This is a genomic window from Bacteroides sp. OM08-11 (assembly GCF_003438665.1).
In the GTDB taxonomy this organism is placed as follows: domain Bacteria; phylum Bacteroidota; class Bacteroidia; order Bacteroidales; family Bacteroidaceae; genus Bacteroides; species Bacteroides cutis.
The window spans coordinates 165,741-182,782 of sequence record NZ_QSTJ01000008.1 but is presented as its reverse complement, the minus strand read 5'-3'; the positions used below and the strand labels follow the sequence as shown (position 1 = coordinate 182,782).

Below are 17,042 nucleotides of genomic sequence, written 5' to 3'. Positions count from 1 at the left end.
GAACAGCAGGAGGCCATCGAGGAGTTTGAGAATGTGGTGGATAATCCTTATCCATGGGAATATGTTGACGAATAGGAAAAATAACAAACAAGTCTTCTTTTGGAAGAAAAATTCCTTTTTCACTATGCTTGTGAGTACATCATTTTATCTGTGATATTCTCGAGGTATTGTAGGGTAGCAAAGCTTCTTTTCTAAAAGGCGTAAAGAACACACGCTTTACATTTTAAGATAATGGTGTCAACACTGTCTAAAATAACAGAAATTAGTCATAGTTATGGAAAGTAAAAATATAGCATTAATTACCGGTGTTACCGGTCAGGATGGTAGCTACCTCTCCGAGTTCCTTCTTGAGAAGGGTTACGAGGTACATGGTATCATCCGTCGCAGTTCAGTCGATTTCCGTGAGCGTATTGCACATCTCGAAGGCACTCCTAATTTCCACCTTCATTATGCTGACATGAGTGACTCCATGTCACTCGTTAAACTTGTCGGCAAGGTGCAGCCTACCGAAATATACAATCTAGCAGCTCAGAGTCACGTACAGGTCAGCTTTGATGCACCGGAATTCACAGCTGATGTTGACGCCGTAGGTGTCCTCCGCATCCTTGAGGCCGTACGCACTAACCATTTGGAGAGGACTTGCAAAATTTATCAGGCATCGACTTCTGAGCTTTATGGTAAGGTAGAGGAAGTTCCTCAGAACGAGAATACCCCCTTTCATCCTTACAGTCCATACGCAGTGGCCAAGCTCTACGGCTATTGGATTATCAAGGAGTATCGTGAAGCATACAACATGTTCTGCTGTTCAGGTATCCTTTTTAATCACGAATCTGAACGTCGTGGCGAGACCTTCGTAACCCGTAAGATCACCCTTGCAGCGGCGCGTATTGCCCAGGGTAAGCAGGATTGTCTCTACCTCGGTAATCTTGACTCCCTTCGAGACTGGGGTTATGCCAAAGACTATGTAGAGTGTATGTGGCTCATTCTTCAACACGATATTCCCGAAGATTTTGTCATCGCCACTGGAGTGCAACATAGCGTACGTGAGTTTACCGGACTCGCATTTCACTATGCAGGAATTACTTTGGAGTTCCACGGAGAAGGTATCAACGAAACAGGCGTTTGCGTAGCAGGACCTGCTAGACTCATCGGTAAAACTCTCGTCAAGGTATCCGAAGATTTCTATCGTCCAACGGACGTAGTAAATCTGTGGGGTGACCCAAGCAAAGCAAAGATAGAGCTTGGTTGGAATCCACAGTCCACCTCATTCGAGGATCTCGTGCGTATTATGGTAACACACGACATGCAGAAAGTCAAGGCCGATACAGTAGCATCTGAGGTACGTACGAATCTCGCTGAATATTTAGAGAAAGGTATTGTGAAGTAAGCATGTACAATGAATAAGAGAACGCACAGGTGGAGCTAATGCTTATACTTTGATATTATCATGTGCTCAAGAATAACTAAGTTGACAGTTTACAAATTAATATTTTGACAAAACTATACTTCCGAGAATTACAATTAAAAATTTAATAAATTGATATAGATCATTAATTATGCTAAACGGTAAAGTCGTATTAATCACCGGTGGCTCAGGCTCATTCGGTAAGAAGTTTGTAGAGGTTATCCTTCGTGATTATCCTGATGTGAAGAAGATTATTATCTACTCTCGTGGCGAACTGAAGCAATTCAACATGAAGCAGATTTGGTCGGAGAAGGATTTCCCTCAGCTTCGTTATTTTATAGGTGATGTACGTGATAAGGATCGTCTCATTCGTGCTTGCGAGGGTGTTGACGTTATCATCCATGCGGCTGCTATCAAGCAGGTAGATACCGCAGAGTACAACCCGGAGGAGTGTATCAAGACCAACGTCCATGGTGCAATGAACGTGATTGATGCGGCTATGATTCAAGGAGTAAAGGATGTTGTGGCACTCTCTACAGACAAGGCTTGTGCTCCTATCAACCTTTATGGCGCAACCAAACTCACTTCTGATAAGCTCTTCACAGCAGCCAATAACATTAAGGGCAGCAAGAATATTCGTTTCTCTGTAGTTCGTTATGGAAACGTAATGGGTTCTCGTGGCTCTGTTATTCCATTCTTCATCAAGAAGCGTGATGAAGGTGCTGAGTTCTTGCCTATCACCGATATGCGCATGACTCGTTTCAATATCTCCCTTGAAGATGGTGTAGCTCTTGTTATGTTCGCTCTCAAAAACCACCTTGGTGGTGAAATCTTCATACCTAAGATTCCTTCTTATAAGATCTGCGATGTTGCTACTGCCATTGCTCCAAATATGAAACAGGTTGAAGTAGGTATCCGTCCAGGAGAAAAGCTTCATGAGGAGATGATTACTGTAACCGATGCTCTTGATACAATTGACCTCGGTCGTTACTATGCAATCCTTCCTTCAGTATCTTATTGTTGGGCTCGAGAGGACTACCTCAAGCATCACCATGCCAAGATGGTTCCTTTTGGATTTCACTACAGTTCTGACATCAACGATGAGTGGGAAACTCCTGAGACCATGCGAGAGAACATCAAGAAGTACGTAGATCCAAATTTTGAGGCTAAGTAATCAGAGGAGGAGAAACAATGAAATTGCCAATCTCATACGGTCGTCAGTATATCTCTGACGAAGATATACAGGCAGTAGTAGAGACACTTAAGTCTGACTACTTGACCTGTGGACCTAAAATTCCAGAGTTTGAACAGGCTTTCTGTGAATATGTAAACGCAAAGTATTCTGTAGCAGTTTGCAATGCTACTGCTGCTCTTCACATTGCTGCCATGGCATTGGGCATTAAGGAGGGTGATAATGTCATCTGCACTCCTATGACCTTTGCTTCTTCTGCCAACTGCATCCGCTTTTGTGGCGGCAATGTTAAGTTCGTTGATATCGATCATGAGACTTATCTCCTTGATATCAATAAGCTTAAGGAGACTCTTTCTGCTGTTCCTAAGGGTACTTACAAAGGTATGGTACTCGTGGATTTTGCCGGTTATCCTCACAATATGGAGGAGTACCGTAAGGTAGCTGATGAATACGGCATGTGGATACTCGAAGATGCTTGTCATGCTCCTGGAGCATACTTTATTGACTCTACTGGCGAGAAGGTATATTGCGGATGTGGTAAATATTCCGACATAACTGTCTTTTCTTTCCATCCAGTTAAGCATATCACTACCGGTGAGGGCGGTATGGCTTGTACCCAGAACAAGGAATACTACAAGAAGATGGCTCTCTATCGTACTCATGGTATTACCCACGATGCAGATAAGCTCCAGCGCGAAGATGGTCTTTGGTACTACGAAATGCAGGAACTCGGATACAACTATCGTATCACTGATATTCAGGCTGCTCTCGGAACCTCACAACTCAAGCGTGCACGCAAAAATGTAGAAATCCGTCGTGAACTTGTCAGTAAGTACAATAAGGCATTCGCAAACATCCCAGGAATCAAGACTCCATACGAGGCTTCTGATATTTATCATGCTTATCACCTCTATGTCATTCAGGTGGAAGACCGCCTCGGTCTCTATAACTTTCTTCGTGAGAACAATATCTTCGCGCAGGTACTCTATTATCCACTTAATCTCATGCCGTACTACAGGCAGTTTGGCAACAAGGAGGGTGACCTGCCAGTCGTTGAGGACTATTACAAGCATTGCCTTGCTTTGCCTATGTTCCCAACTCTCACGGAAGAGCAGCAGCAGTATGTAATCAGTAAGGTTAAAAAGTTTATTTGCAAGTAAATGAGTATTTCAAGTAAACTTGTCCTCGGTACCGTTCAGTTTGGACTCCAATACGGAATAAATTCCGCTGGTCGTCCTTCAATAAAACAAGTATCAGATATACTAAACAATGCCAAGGCGGGAGGTATCTTGATTTTGGATACTTCCTCGGCCTATGGCAATGCAGAAGAAGTCCTGGGTAATGTAGAAGCTGGCGAATCTTTCAAGATTGTCAGTAAGTATCCCAAGTGCGATAAGTCGGTTGCCGAGACTTTCAACAATTCTTTGAAGCTTCTTGGTACAAATCACTTTTATGGGTATCTTCTTCATCATTTTGAAGTCTATTGCGAAGACAAGTCCGTCTGGAATGACTTCGTTCAGCTTCAGAAAGAAGGTAAGGTAGATCGCATTGGTTTCTCTCTCTATGAGCCTTGGGAACTTGATTTGATTCTCAACGATGGCATTCCTTTCTCGCTCATTCAGGTACCCTATAATATCTTCGACCGTCAGTTTGAACCATACTTCAAGCAACTTAAGGAAATGGATGTGGAGATACATGTCCGCAGTACCTTCCTCCAGGGACTTTTCTTCAAGGATAGGGAAACACTTCCTGAGAAACTTCAACCGCTCAAGAAGTATCTCATTCAGCTCGATGAATATGCGGCAAGCAAAGGTATCTCTGTAGGAGACCTTGCTCTTAACTACAACCTCCATAATCCATATATAGATGGCGTATTGATAGGAGTGGACAACAAAGAACAGCTTCTTCAGAATTTTGCTTCTGTAAAGGATGTAGAAATTAATCTTGATATAAAGGTTGAAAATACAGAATTATTAAAACCAATTAATTGGAAATAATATGAAAATTTTAGCTATTACCCAGGCACGTTATGGGTCTACCCGTCTACCTGCAAAGATCCTTAAGGAGGTGAACGGACAGACGCTTCTCGAAATTCATCTCAAACGCATCCTTCAGTCAAAAACGGTTAGCAAACTCAAGATTGCCACCACTGACGAAGAAGGCTCTAAATACATTGTGGAGGTTGCCAACAAGATTGGTGTTGATTACTTCAAAGGTTCTGTTGACGATGTACTTTCACGTTTTTACGGAACGACAGTATCAGAAAAGCCTGATTATGTGATTAGGCTTACTTCAGACTGTCCTTTGATTGATCCAAATATTATTGATGCCGTAGTTGCATTCGCACTCGAACATCCAGAATATGATTATGTGCATACTGATGCAAAAAGTTTCCCTGATGGTCTCGATACGGAAGTTATGAAATTTTCTGCTATTGAGAAGGCGTATAAAGAGGCTGATTTGAAATCTGAGCGCGAGCACGTCACTCCTTATATCTGGAAGAACGGAACTGCTAACGGAGGTAACATTTTCAAGACCTATAATTATCCGAATCCGGCTGGCAATTTCAATGCAGATGACTATCGTATTACTATAGATGAGCCAGAAGATTTTGAGGTAATAAAGACTCTTATTGAGAATCTCGGTATAGACAAGGACTGGAAGACTTATATTGACTACCTCCTTGAACATAAGGAAGTCTATGCAATCAATAGCAGGTTCTCGAACAATGAGGGCTACGCCAAATCAATTGCAAACGATTCTGTAATTAACAAATAAATATTCAATACAATGGGTAAAGGACAAGAGCTTTACAAAAAAGCAAAAACGTTGATCCCCGGAGGAACATCGTTGTTATCAAAAAGACCTGAGCAGTTATTGCCCGAGAATTGGCCGGCATATTATAGCAAGTCAAAGGGATGCCGCGTATGGGATCTTGACGGCCGTGAGTATATCGACTGCGGTCTTATGGGTGTGGGTACCAATACACTTGGATATGCTCGTGAGGAGGTTGATGAAGCTGTGATGAAGGTTGTTCGTGACGGTAACCTTACCACTTTCAACTGTCCTGAAGAAGTTTATCTTGCAGAACGACTCATCAAGATGAATCCATGGGCTGGTGGTGTACGATACACCCGTGGTGGTGGCGAAGCCAACTCTATGTGTGTACGTATTGCACGTGCCTATACTGGTAAGGATAAGGTGGCAATCTGTGGCTACCACGGTTGGCACGACTGGTATGTATCTGTAAACCTTGGCGAGAACGATGCTCTTGCGGGACACCTTCTCCCTGGTATTCCTACAGCAGGCGTTCCTAAGGGACTCCGTGGTTCATCTATTCCTTTCCACTATAACGACTTTGAAGAGATTGAGAAAATAATCCGCAATACGCCTGATCTTGCAGCTGTCAAGATGGAGGTTTGCCGTAATTTCGGTCCTGCTGAGGGCTATCTTGAACATATTCGCAATCTTTGCAACAAATATGGGGTAATACTCATTTTCGATGAGTGTACTTCAGGTTTCCGAGAGACATTTGGTGGACTCCACAAGAAATATGGTATTTATCCAGATATGACCATCTATTCTAAGACTATGGGTAACGGATACGTTATTGCTGCAGTTCTTGGAAAGAAAGAAATAATGGATGCAGCTCAAGGTTCTTGGATTAGTTCTACCTTCTGGACCGACCGTATTGGACCTACCGCAGCACTTGCAGCACTCGATGTAATGGAGAAGGAAAAGTCTTGGGAACAGATAACCGCAAAGGGGCTTCAGAATAAGAAACGTTGGCAGACACTAGCTGACAAGTATGGTTTGAAGATAAACCAATGGGGTATTCCTGCACTTGCCGGTTACACATTCGACTCTCCTAATGCTCTTGCATACAAGACTTATGTGACCCAGGAGATGCTTAAGAAGGGTTACCTTGCAGGAACGCTCATGTACACTTCACTTGCTCATACGCAGGAAATACTCGATGGCTATTTCGAGGCTCTTGATCCTGTTTTTGCAGATATTCGCGACTTTGAAGATGGCAAAAATGTAATGGAGGCTCTTGAAGGCCCTGTATGTCAAGCCGGTTTTAAGCGACTTAACTAAGTCCAAATGACTAGACGGAAAATCTTCTTTCGGGCAGACGCAGGCGCACAGATAGGTTACGGACATTTCATCCGTACCCTTGCACTTGCTGACATGCTCCGAGACGATTTTGATTGTACATTCTTCACTCAGTCTCCCTCTGAATATCAGCAGAGGGAGGCTGAGGAAGTATGTCCTCTCGTAGCTTTACCATCCGACGATAGCAAGTTTGAAGAATTCATAGACTGTCTTAAAGGCGAAGAATTCGTTGTACTTGATAACTATTTTTATACCTCAGAGTACCAGAAACAGATCAAGGAGAAAGGATGTAAACTTGTTTGTATTGATGATATGCACGACAAGCATTATTATGCAGATGTAGTAATCAACCACGGCTTGACAGATAAGAAACTATTTGATATAGAACCATATACACGCCTCTGCCTTGGTCTCGACTATGCTCTACTTCGCAAACCTTTTATCCAAGCTTCAAGTACCGTTAAAAATCCCAATAGTTGGTTTATTTCATTTGGAGGAACAGATTATCTTAACTTGACGGAAAAAGCATTGCAGGCAATCCATGATGATCCTCGTGTTGACAGTATCACTGTTGTCATTGGTGATGCTTATAAGTATATAGAAAACCTCAAGAATTACCCAAAGGCAACTATTGAGAAGAACTTGACCGCCGAGGAGATGGCTGACGTTATGTGTAAAGCGCAATACGCTATTTTGCCATCAAGTTCTGTCTGTATTGAAGCGTTAGCCTGCCGCTGTAAGGTTGCAGCAGGTTTCTTTGTAAGTAACCAACAGCCTTATCACGATGAATGGAGCCGCAATGGTTTTATTTTGGGATTGGGCAATATAGCAGAGAATATTCATTCTAGTATCATAGACCAACTTTCTGAAAGTTCATTGTATGTACAAGTGGCTTTCACAAATATCGTCTCAAAATATATTGAGATATTCAAACAACTATAGTATGGCTTATCCATCAATCATACATACGGAACATTTTTGTTTCAAGAGTTATACACTCTTGTCTGATAGTGAGCACAAAACTATTTGGCAGATGCGTAATGATCCTGGGATTAGAATGTATATGGACAATCCCGAACCGTTTCCGTTTGAAGGGCATCAGAAGTTTGTCACTTCGCTGTTGCAGAATAGCGAAAAGGCTTACTATGGTGTTTATGAAATTATAGGGGGTAAACTAATTGGTAATCAGTGTGTTATAAATAGCGGTATTGAAAAAACTGCAGAGTCCGGCCAATATATTTTCCCTTCTGAACAAGGACACGGCTATGGTACTCTGATGAAATATGAGTTTATAGACTATCTTTTCAAACAAGGATTACTGCAACGAATTATCGAAAAAGTAAAGAAATTCAACGAACGCAACAATCGCCTAAATCTAAAACTCGGGTTTAGGCTGTATGAGAGTGATTCTGAGTATAATTACTATGAGGTAAATCCAAAAACTCTTAATGTATAATAGGCAATAAGCGTTCTGCAGTAATCTGAAAGACAATTATTATACAGAACTACACTTATTACTTGTGTGTATCAGGAAATCTTGGATACATAGTGTTACAGAGGCTTCGCGATAAAGTTATAAACATTGTTAGTGCCCTTGCTGTAATAGATAGCAAGCCTATCGTCAAAACACAGAATGGTGCCATCGTCTTGGAAGATTATGAATACGTAGGTACAATTAAAGAAGGGCAGATATTAAAAACAATATAATATGGGTAAGACATTTATTGTAGCTGAACTATCAGCAAATCACGGACATAAACTCGAGACCGCACTGACTTCTGTTAGGGCCATTGCTGAAGCTGGCGTAGATGCTGTAAAGATTCAAACTTATACAGCAGATACACTTACGCTTGATTGCAAAAAGAAAGACTTTATAGTGGATGGCGGAACCCTTTGGGACGACACTACGTATTATGATCTCTATAAGCAAGCCTACACCCCATGGGAGTGGCATAAGGCTATCTTCGACGAGGCAAAGAAATGCGGACTTGTTTGTTTCTCTACACCATTCGACAATACAGCCGTTGACTTTCTTGAGGAGTGTGGTAATCCTATTATGAAAATTGCAAGTTTCGAGATAACCGATGTCAATCTCATCCGTTATGCTGCAAGTAAAGGTAAGCCAATGGTTATATCTACCGGAGTAGCCACGATGGAGGACATTGGGCTTGCTATCAAAGTTTGTCACGAAGCAGGCAATCACGATATTACTCTCCTTCGTTGTGTATCAGCTTATCCGGCTCCAATGGAGAATGTTAACCTTCGCACTATGCTTGATATGAAGGAACGTTTTGATGTTAAAGTAGGCCTCTCTGACCACACTATGGGCTCTGATGTGCCTCTTGCAGCAGTAGCTCTTGGAGCCGAAATGGTCGAGAAGCACTTCATCCTTGATCGAGCCATTGGAGGTCCGGATGCAGCTTTCTCAATGACTGTTGAAGAGTTTAAGGCAATGGTTACTAGTATCCGTAATGTAGAGAAGGCTCTGGGTGTTGTTGACTACCCAACTGATCCTTCCCAGATCAAAGGCCGCCAGTTCTCCCGCTCACTCTATGTAGCAGAAGACATGAAGACTGGTGATATCATTACCGAATTGAATGTCCGTTCCGTTCGTCCAGGATATGGTCTTCATCCCAAATACCTCAACGACTGTTTAGGTAAGAAAGTTAATCGTGATTTGGAGAAGGGCGAGAGAATGAAGTTGGAGTATATACAAAAGTAAGAAAGGATTAGCAATCATGATACAATGGTTTATTAAGCGTATAGTTTTCTTTGCTATACTATTACTCTACTCTTGCAGCCATGAAGGCGATGTACCTTGTGTCAGTACAAGCTTGTTTCCTGCATTTACTATAATATATGAGGATTCTCCTAAATATGTGGCTTTTTGTGATATAGTACAATTTAAGGATAAATTCTATACAGCCTTTCGTCAGGGAGAAGATCATGCACCATATCATGATTACAGCAAAAATGGATATATTGTCATACTAAGTTCTGATGATTGTGAAAACTGGTATAAAGAGATTGAACTCAAAGATGACAAATGGGATTTGAGAGATCCATGTTTCTGTGTTGATCCAACTGGAGATACGCTCCATGTGTACTATGGTAGGTATAGTTACTTTACACCCGAACCTGATAAAAAAACAGGTGTTTTTGTACTTCATGAAAACGATGGAAGATTGTATATATATAGTAATAAATCTGTTGATATGGGAGATTACTCTCCCTTTTGGCTTTGGAAAATTTCGAAACATAAAGAATCATACTATGGAGTCGCGTATAAAGAAAAAGAATTGCCTGTTTTGATGAAGTCAAAAGATGGTGTCCATTTTTCGTTAATATCATTAATTCCACAAGCAGGCAATGAAACCAGCTTAGAATTTGATGGAGAGAACCTTTATTGCTTTATCAGAAATGATACTCCTAAAAGTAAAGCATTCGTTGCGAGATCACGTGCGCCTTTTATTAGTTGGGAGGTTAAGGAACTTGATACGATGATAGAGTCTCCAGAGTCTTTCACGAAAGATGGTAATATATACATTACAGGAAGAAGTATGTATGGTATGTCAACATTCTTGTACGATAAACAGGCAGATAAGGTGGTACCTATCTTGAATTACTTTGCATTAGGGGAATACGGAAACATAGGTTATCCTGGCATTATTGTCCACAATCAAAAGGTGTATGTAGTATATTATGCTGAGTCGTACGACAGGTCGCACACATGCATTTATGAAACGATTATCAATAACTTCTAATTATTGGTTTATAATAATTAAAGAAAACAATAAACTATTGCTCAACAAATCACTCCTCAAAGGAACTTTATTCTCTCTGTTCTCATTTATCAATAAAGGATTGGTATTTCTCCTCTTGCTGATATTGGCAAACTTTATTGCACCTGCAGAGTATGGCTACCTTGGATTGTTTTCAACAGTTGCGATGGTGGTTGGCTACTTTGTTGCTATGTCTTCAGAGGGTTACTTTTCTGTTGCATTCTTCAGAGATGGAAAAGAAGGATTAACAAAATCATCAACAGCAATATTTTGGTTATCGATTGTCTTTTGCTCTGTAGTAGCGCTTATCCTAATCGTATTTGGCAAAGAAAGTAGTTTATTACTTAATTTGCCATTAAATATGTTGTGGTTGCTGTTACTAATTGCTTTCTTTACTTTATATACCAACCTTAATCTCGACCTTTTCAGACTACAAGAAAAGATAAAAATGTATGGTATCTTTAGTTGTGGTAATGCAATACTTAATTTTGTTTTATCAATCATTTTAGTAAAGTACTGTTTGCTCGGTTGGGAAGGTCGAATTTATGCACAAGTTATATGCTTTTCATTGTTTGGTTTTATAGGACTATTGTATTTAAGAAAGCTAATTGAACGATTCGATTGGGCTTATACTAAGATGATTCTTTTGTACGGGATACCGTTAATCCCACATAACGCAGTGGCTTTCATACGACAGGGACTTGACAGATATATAATCAATGCAAACTTTAGTATCGAAGAGGTGGGTTTGTTCTCTTTTGCAATGAATCTTGCCAATATAATTATGACAATTGGACTAGGCTTTAACCAAACTAATAGTATAGAAATTTATAAAGTACTTGGAGATAATAGTTTTTCTACTGAAGAAAAAAAACGAATCATTAGCTCTCAACGTAAGAAGTTATCCATAGTGTATTTGGTTGCGTCACTTATTGTAGTTGTTGTCTGTATGCCAACGATACCATTAATACTACCCAATTATGCAGACGCGATGCCATATTTCCCAATATTGGCAGTTTATACATATTTTTTCTGCCAGTACCTGTTATATACAAATTACCTGTTTTTCTATAAGAAAACTAAACAGATAATGTATATCACATTTGGATCATCGATTTTTCACTTTTTATTATCTTTATGGCTTACTAGGTATTCAATATATCTTACCTGTCTTGTATACTGTATATCACAAGGAGTGATATTGATTATGATAAGGTATATAGCTCAAAAAGAATTATACAAGAATTTAACAATAACAGAATAATTATATGAAGAACGACAAAGATTACATCTTTGTAAGGTCATTAATAGATAAGTACAGATTGAATGAAAAGTACTTTCATTTGGATGAGAAATATTTATTTTCTTATGTAGATCGTATAGTTTATGAATATAGAGTGATGGATACTCTTACTTTTGTTACTTCAAAGTGGTCTCGAGTATCGTCTTACTTCCTAAAAGTATTCATCATCTTGGGTGGAGCCTTCTTGTCTGTAATCAAGACACAAAAGATTAAGAAATCGATTGCATTAGCCAATACTTCTTTTGATTCTGGTATTATTGCATTGCCTTTTGCTGATAATGTTATGAGAATGAAGAGGCTGAGAGATTTATGTGATATGGACATCGACATTTGTTATCATCCTCACTTTCATTTTCAATCGCTTCAGAAGCAAATTGACTACTATAATTCACGAAATGAGTCAGTATATTTGGATTGTTTTCGATTAAGTGATACCATTGATTTAGCTGTTAAGATGTTAGCCGACTCGCACCAGTTACGTAAATGTTCAAAAGAATTGGATCATTATTTTAATAGTAATACGTGTAAGTTGCCTGGAATAGTAATTGTTTCTGTTCTGTACAGACAATCAATGACTCGTTTGCTTAAGAGAATGGTTACATCTCAGACTTCTAAGATATGGTTGATGGATTTTTGTTTTGAACTAAAGTATATAACATTTAATGATGTTATTCATAAACAGAGACCTCAAGATAAGACTATTCACCTACAGCATGGATCGTTCTTTACATATCAACCGGCTTATTGTAATCCGTGTTGTGATATTTCCTTGTGTTGTTCTCCTCGCGAAAAAGATATAATAGATCAAAACAATAAGTATAAATCGAGAATAGAGTATCTTGGAGCACCATTACAATCATTTATAGATAAATCAAATATAGATAAAGTAGAATCTTCTTTTGACATTCTGTTCCTTATGACTGATACATACAGTGCTGAGAATAAGATGCTCCAAACTATATTTCTCAAGGGATTTGATTTCTTACGTCACAAAGTATTGGTTAGATATAGACCAGCTTCGAGAATTGATGATGAAACATACTTGTCGCCTTTTATTGGTGGTGCAACAGTTTCAAACGGAACAACTTTAACAGATGACGTTAAATCGGCCAAAACGATTGTTTCATTTTCTGAAGATGCACTTTATATCGGCCTTCGTTATAACAAACGTATTGTAGTCATATGTAGCGAAGATCCAAAAGAAATTTATAATTTTGATAATAGTACCAGCAATATAATCATTACTAACCATCCTTCGATTTCGAAATCCTTAGATTGGGATGCTTTTATTGGGAGGGCAGAGGAGTGTGACTATAATACAGATAATTTTGCGCTATATAATTTTGGAATTAATAATTTTGAGCAATTACGAATACGTTTTAAAGAAATTCTAACAACATGTCTCTAATATACAGTATATTGTTGTTTCTAATAGGTTGCTTTCTTTATTACAAAGATCGAGGAAAATATCTCTTTCACTTCCTCTTTTTTTGGATAGCATTTTGTCCTTCAATATATGCATTTGTAGTACCAATGACAGATGAAGCTTATTGGCAGATTTTATCGTGGGCAACTAAACTTGCTTATTTGGCGATGTTGGATACCTTAGTTATAAATCGGTCTAGGTACATTATACACCAGCGAAAAATTGCAATACTCTTTTGTGTAGCGTTAGTGTATGTTTTTTTCCTCATAGCCATCAGACCCGTTCCATTCATGTTATATCTAAAGTATGGTCTTGAATGTTTCCTGATCATTTCTGGTGCCGCTCTTCTGACGACAAGACAGCCTGACATAAAATCATTGTACAAACTTTTGCGCTATGGTTATTTTTTCGAGGTTCTTTTGGGTTTATTACAAATTAGAATCCCTTTATTGAATTATAAGTGCTCCTTTGAAAATGCTGATTTAGCTAATATCGAACATGTAATTGGAGGAACATTCCTTGGTAATAATACGTATATTGAGTTCCTTATTTGTCTTGCAATCTTAGTTATATATATAGAATACAAAAGTCGTAATAAGTTATCCATACCCACTTTATTTTCGATGATAGGTGTTGTTTTCTTGACCTTTATATCGGGAGTTCGTACACCATTAATTGCTATTACTATTCCACTGGCATATACTTTGCTATTTTATTTTAAAGAAAAAAAAGTGAAAAAAAAAAGCGTCATCTACATAATCGCTGGGTGTTTAGTATGCTTTTTTGCTTTTGATGCGACAAAAAAGTATATATCTAATTCAAGTGTATCATATACTCAAGAAGCTGCATCTGCGACTGAGCGTCAGGCTACATTGATAAGTATCCTTTTGGATAATACGTATTTGATTCAGCATACTACATTTGCATTATCGTACAGCGTCCTTTGTGATTTGCCTGATAATCCAATTATTGGTGCTGGTTATTTTTATACAAAGGGTTATGAGGGTTATTCATATAAAGATGAATCAAGTACTACTGATGCAACATTGGTATTGTTCCTTGGCGAATTTGGTTTGATAGGTCTCGTAATCATTGGTGGACTATTTTATGTATTACTTGTCCAAGTCAATAAAAAACGAAGAGGTGCCATGATATTGTTTTATTATTTATTAGTAGTTACTATTACAGACAATGGAATATTTGCCTTCATAAATCTGTTCTGTTTGATTACAATAATTATTTTTGAAGATTATATAGAGTCTACAAAGCAATTAAAAAAATCATAAATATGACATTGATAGAAGATTTAAAACGTTATGTAAATCCTGTTTACAATCGTTTCGAATGGAATGAACCTTCATTCATTATAGTGTTGCTATACAGAACTGCTCGTGGAATCAGATTGATGCCTAAGTGGTTACTGCCATTAAAGTTCCTGCTTAATTTAGTCATCGTTCCTTTATATGCTTTCTTTTCTATTTTTATGGGAGTGAGTATTCCTCGTGGTGCACAAATTGGATCAGGATTGAGGATATACCATTTTGGAGGTATCGTCATTAATCCAATAACAATTATTGGAAAGAATTTTTCTATACACCAAGGAGTAACAATAGGTGTTAAGAATTCGTATTTTGATCAAGTAATTATTGGAGATAATTGTACACTAGGAGCAGGTGCAAAGGTACTAGGCAACATAAAGATTGGTAACAATGTTACTGTTGGTGCAAATGCAGTTGTTATGTGCGATGTGCCCGATAATTCTATTGCAGTTGGAATTCCTTGTAGAATTATTCCTAAGAAAAGTACTGTCTATGATGTAAATCGTGGACCATTTAATTAAGGTCTGCTGAGTAATGTAAGGTAAAGTTGGGCAATTTGCTATTTTGGGATAAGATTTAATAGATTTACAACAGCCGTCTTAATAACAGATATGGAGGTGCAGGTAAAGATCACTCGGATAATCATAGATGTCTTGCTTGTAAAGCATAAGATGAACCTTTCTGATCGTGAAACGATTCAGGTTATCTATGAGTATTCTTATAGGTAACTACATGCTTGATCTTCAGGAATTCACATCTCGCCCTGTATTCAATCCAACCTTGTTTGCGACGATGCGCAAACACCTTGGTGAATATATTTCAATGATATGAGTGAATTCCTGTTGAAACCATTGTTTACCACCCTTAACCCCTATGACTAGAAGCTGTTCATCACGCTTCTCAAGATGTATCGTCAGCAAAAGAATATGTTTATGAGCGGAGTCCATCAATGCAACAACCGCATACTCAGCATATTCCAACCACATGTCCGTTAAGGTTGAGTTTGGTGGAAAGATTGGAACCAGTATCGTAAATGGCTACATTTTTATTGACTACCACAGTTGGAAATCTTATAATTTAATGCTCCATTTGAGGAACTATAAGAAGTGTTACTTCTGTTTTTCCGAGAAGTTTGATGGTAAAAAATCTATATGAATAGAAAAAATGTTGGATTTTGAAGTTTCATGTGATTTTGCAAACTGTAGAAAATTATAATTCAGTAAACCCTAATTAAAGTTTGTTTTAATCAATACAAGATATGAAAGTAGTTCTTCTCGCCGGTGGCTTCGGTTCTCGCATTTCTGAGGAATCTCAGTTTAAACCAAAACCAATGATTGAAATAGGTGGCATGCCTATTCTTTGGCACATTATGAAAGAGTATGCCTACTATGGCCATACCGAGTTTATCATTTGCGCTGGTTACAAGCAGGAGTATATCAAGGAGTGGTTCGCTAACTACTTCCTCCATAACTCTGACGTTACTTTTGATTATACCAATGGTAAAAACGTGATGGCTGTTCACCAGACCAATATAGAGCCTTGGAGGGTAACTGTAGTGGATACAGGTTATAACACAATGACTGGTGGCCGTATTAAGCGTATTCAGAAATACGTAGGTAATGAACCTTTTTTGATGACGTATGGTGATGGTGTGTGCGATGTGGAGATAGACAAACTTATTGAGTTTCACAAAAAACATGGTAAACTAGCTACCCTTACTGCTGTAAAGATGGAACAAGACAAGGGGGTTCTAGATATAAGTGAAAACAATTCGGTTCGCTCGTTCCGCGAGAAGAATGTAAGCGATAGATCTCCTATCAATGCTGGTTATATGGTGCTTGACCCTCAGGTGTTCGACCTACTCGATGGTGATACTTGCGTGTTTGAGAAAACTACTCTTGTAGAACTGGCAAACATGGGTGAGCTGATGTCATACATTCACGAAGGCTTTTGGCAGTGTATGGATAATATCCGCGAGAAGAATATGTTAGAGAATCTCTTAGCTCAAGATAAGGCGCCTTGGAAGCGGTGGGAACGTCAGATTCCTTCTATTGAAGCTCGTAAAGTAACAGGAAATATCTAAGACTATGGCTCAAATTGATAAAGTACGTATCATCCAACGTCGATTAATTAGTGATGATAGAGGTTGGTTCTTGAAGGTAATCACTGGAACTGAGGAGGGTATTCCTTCACATACTGGGGAAGTGTATCTTACCATGGGAAAACCAGGGCAAGAAAGGGGGGGGCACTATCATCCTGAAGCTGTGGAGTGGTTCACTATCATTGACGGTAGCGCTGTTCTCAAATTAGAAGATTTGGAAACACATGAGCGTAAGGATATTGAGATGTCGTTTGAGAAGGCTATAACTGTATTTATTCCTAATAATGTAGTTCATATGGTTGTAAACAATGGCGACAAGGATTTCATTCTTTTAGCTTATACAGACAAACTCTATGATCCCAAAGATACAATAGCATACACAATCGAAAAAAAATAGA

General features: G+C 38.8%; 16 protein-coding genes and 1 pseudogene. All 17 read left to right on the top strand.

What is annotated here, in order from left to right; all coding sequences use genetic code 11:
- A pseudogene (locus DXC10_RS16590) lies at nt 1-75 on the top strand (transcriptional regulator); the annotation flags it as partial.
- A gap of 199 nt (nt 76-274) precedes the next feature.
- Nucleotides 275-1,387, top strand: a complete 1,113-nt coding sequence (gmd, locus tag DXC10_RS14320; protein WP_117738176.1) for a GDP-mannose 4,6-dehydratase — start codon at nt 275-277, stop codon at nt 1,385-1,387.
- Nucleotides 1,388-1,556: 169 nt separating this feature from the next.
- On the top strand, nt 1,557-2,579 hold the full coding sequence (pseB, locus tag DXC10_RS14315) for a UDP-N-acetylglucosamine 4,6-dehydratase (inverting) (RefSeq protein ID WP_117738174.1): 1,023 nt from the start codon (nt 1,557-1,559) through the stop codon (nt 2,577-2,579).
- Nucleotides 2,580-2,596: 17 nt separating this feature from the next.
- Nucleotides 2,597-3,757, top strand: coding sequence for a UDP-4-amino-4,6-dideoxy-N-acetyl-beta-L-altrosamine transaminase (gene pseC / locus DXC10_RS14310; protein WP_117738172.1), 1,161 nt, complete (start codon nt 2,597-2,599; stop codon nt 3,755-3,757).
- Complete coding sequence (locus DXC10_RS14305) at nt 3,758-4,594, top strand: aldo/keto reductase (protein WP_117738170.1); 837 nt, start codon at nt 3,758-3,760, stop codon at nt 4,592-4,594.
- 1 nt (nt 4,595) lies between these two features.
- A complete protein-coding gene (locus tag DXC10_RS16440; protein ID WP_199601602.1) occupies nt 4,596-5,375 on the top strand; it encodes a cytidylyltransferase domain-containing protein in 780 nt (259 codons plus the stop codon).
- A 12-nt stretch (nt 5,376-5,387) separates the two neighbouring features.
- Nucleotides 5,388-6,695, top strand: a complete 1,308-nt coding sequence (locus tag DXC10_RS16435; protein WP_117879027.1) for an aminotransferase class III-fold pyridoxal phosphate-dependent enzyme — start codon at nt 5,388-5,390, stop codon at nt 6,693-6,695.
- Nucleotides 6,696-6,701: 6 nt separating this feature from the next.
- Nucleotides 6,702-7,655, top strand: coding sequence for a UDP-2,4-diacetamido-2,4,6-trideoxy-beta-L-altropyranose hydrolase (pseG, locus tag DXC10_RS14295; RefSeq protein WP_117738168.1), 954 nt, complete (start codon nt 6,702-6,704; stop codon nt 7,653-7,655).
- 1 nt (nt 7,656) lies between these two features.
- On the top strand, nt 7,657-8,169 hold the full coding sequence (locus DXC10_RS14290) for a GNAT family N-acetyltransferase (RefSeq protein ID WP_158557870.1): 513 nt from the start codon (nt 7,657-7,659) through the stop codon (nt 8,167-8,169).
- A 252-nt stretch (nt 8,170-8,421) separates the two neighbouring features.
- Nucleotides 8,422-9,435 carry a pseudaminic acid synthase gene (pseI, locus tag DXC10_RS14280; RefSeq protein WP_117738161.1) on the top strand — a complete coding sequence of 338 codons (1,014 nt, stop codon included), beginning with the start codon at nt 8,422-8,424 and terminating at the stop codon, nt 9,433-9,435.
- Between the two features lie 16 nt (nt 9,436-9,451).
- Nucleotides 9,452-10,477 carry a hypothetical protein gene (locus DXC10_RS14275; protein WP_117738159.1) on the top strand — a complete coding sequence of 342 codons (1,026 nt, stop codon included), beginning with the start codon at nt 9,452-9,454 and terminating at the stop codon, nt 10,475-10,477.
- The gene (locus DXC10_RS14270) at nt 10,452-11,759 is read left to right on the top strand and encodes a lipopolysaccharide biosynthesis protein (RefSeq protein ID WP_158557868.1); all 1,308 of its coding nucleotides are present in this window, start codon (nt 10,452-10,454) and stop codon (nt 11,757-11,759) included. The genes DXC10_RS14275 and DXC10_RS14270 overlap by 26 nt, the downstream gene beginning before the upstream one ends.
- 4 nt (nt 11,760-11,763) lie before the next feature.
- Complete coding sequence (locus tag DXC10_RS14265; RefSeq protein ID WP_117738155.1) at nt 11,764-13,206, top strand: hypothetical protein; 1,443 nt, start codon at nt 11,764-11,766, stop codon at nt 13,204-13,206.
- Nucleotides 13,207-13,331: 125 nt separating this feature from the next.
- Entirely contained in the window at nt 13,332-14,510 is a 1,179-nt protein-coding gene (locus DXC10_RS14260; RefSeq protein WP_117738153.1) for a hypothetical protein, read from the top strand.
- A gap of 2 nt (nt 14,511-14,512) precedes the next feature.
- A complete protein-coding gene (locus DXC10_RS14255) occupies nt 14,513-15,064 on the top strand; it encodes a serine O-acetyltransferase (protein ID WP_117738151.1) in 552 nt (183 codons plus the stop codon).
- A 737-nt stretch (nt 15,065-15,801) separates the two neighbouring features.
- Nucleotides 15,802-16,626: a glucose-1-phosphate cytidylyltransferase gene (gene rfbF / locus DXC10_RS14245; protein WP_117738148.1), complete on the top strand. Its 825-nt coding sequence runs from the start codon at nt 15,802-15,804 to the stop codon at nt 16,624-16,626.
- Between the two features lie 4 nt (nt 16,627-16,630).
- Nucleotides 16,631-17,041: a WxcM-like domain-containing protein gene (locus DXC10_RS14240; RefSeq protein WP_021940077.1), complete on the top strand. Its 411-nt coding sequence runs from the start codon at nt 16,631-16,633 to the stop codon at nt 17,039-17,041.
- The last annotated feature ends 1 nt before the right edge of the window (nt 17,042 follow it).

What these genes read in the sequence shown, in the direction of transcription:
- gmd (WP_117738176.1), top strand. Translation starts at nt 275, where the DNA reads ATGGAAAGTAAAAATATAGCATTAATTACCGGTGTTACCGGTCAGGAT.
- pseB (WP_117738174.1), top strand. Translation starts at nt 1,557, where the DNA reads ATGCTAAACGGTAAAGTCGTATTAATCACCGGTGGCTCAGGCTCATTC.
- pseC (WP_117738172.1), top strand. Translation starts at nt 2,597, where the DNA reads ATGAAATTGCCAATCTCATACGGTCGTCAGTATATCTCTGACGAAGAT.
- DXC10_RS14305 (WP_117738170.1), top strand. Translation starts at nt 3,758, where the DNA reads ATGAGTATTTCAAGTAAACTTGTCCTCGGTACCGTTCAGTTTGGACTC.
- DXC10_RS16440 (WP_199601602.1), top strand. Translation starts at nt 4,596, where the DNA reads ATGAAAATTTTAGCTATTACCCAGGCACGTTATGGGTCTACCCGTCTA.
- DXC10_RS16435 (WP_117879027.1), top strand. Translation starts at nt 5,388, where the DNA reads ATGGGTAAAGGACAAGAGCTTTACAAAAAAGCAAAAACGTTGATCCCC.
- pseG (WP_117738168.1), top strand. Translation starts at nt 6,702, where the DNA reads ATGACTAGACGGAAAATCTTCTTTCGGGCAGACGCAGGCGCACAGATA.
- DXC10_RS14290 (WP_158557870.1), top strand. Translation starts at nt 7,657, where the DNA reads ATGGCTTATCCATCAATCATACATACGGAACATTTTTGTTTCAAGAGT.
- pseI (WP_117738161.1), top strand. Translation starts at nt 8,422, where the DNA reads ATGGGTAAGACATTTATTGTAGCTGAACTATCAGCAAATCACGGACAT.
- DXC10_RS14275 (WP_117738159.1), top strand. Translation starts at nt 9,452, where the DNA reads ATGATACAATGGTTTATTAAGCGTATAGTTTTCTTTGCTATACTATTA.
- DXC10_RS14270 (WP_158557868.1), top strand. Translation starts at nt 10,452, where the DNA reads ATGAAACGATTATCAATAACTTCTAATTATTGGTTTATAATAATTAAA.
- DXC10_RS14265 (WP_117738155.1), top strand. Translation starts at nt 11,764, where the DNA reads ATGAAGAACGACAAAGATTACATCTTTGTAAGGTCATTAATAGATAAG.
- DXC10_RS14260 (WP_117738153.1), top strand. Translation starts at nt 13,332, where the DNA reads ATGACAGATGAAGCTTATTGGCAGATTTTATCGTGGGCAACTAAACTT.
- DXC10_RS14255 (WP_117738151.1), top strand. Translation starts at nt 14,513, where the DNA reads ATGACATTGATAGAAGATTTAAAACGTTATGTAAATCCTGTTTACAAT.
- rfbF (WP_117738148.1), top strand. Translation starts at nt 15,802, where the DNA reads ATGAAAGTAGTTCTTCTCGCCGGTGGCTTCGGTTCTCGCATTTCTGAG.
- DXC10_RS14240 (WP_021940077.1), top strand. Translation starts at nt 16,631, where the DNA reads ATGGCTCAAATTGATAAAGTACGTATCATCCAACGTCGATTAATTAGT.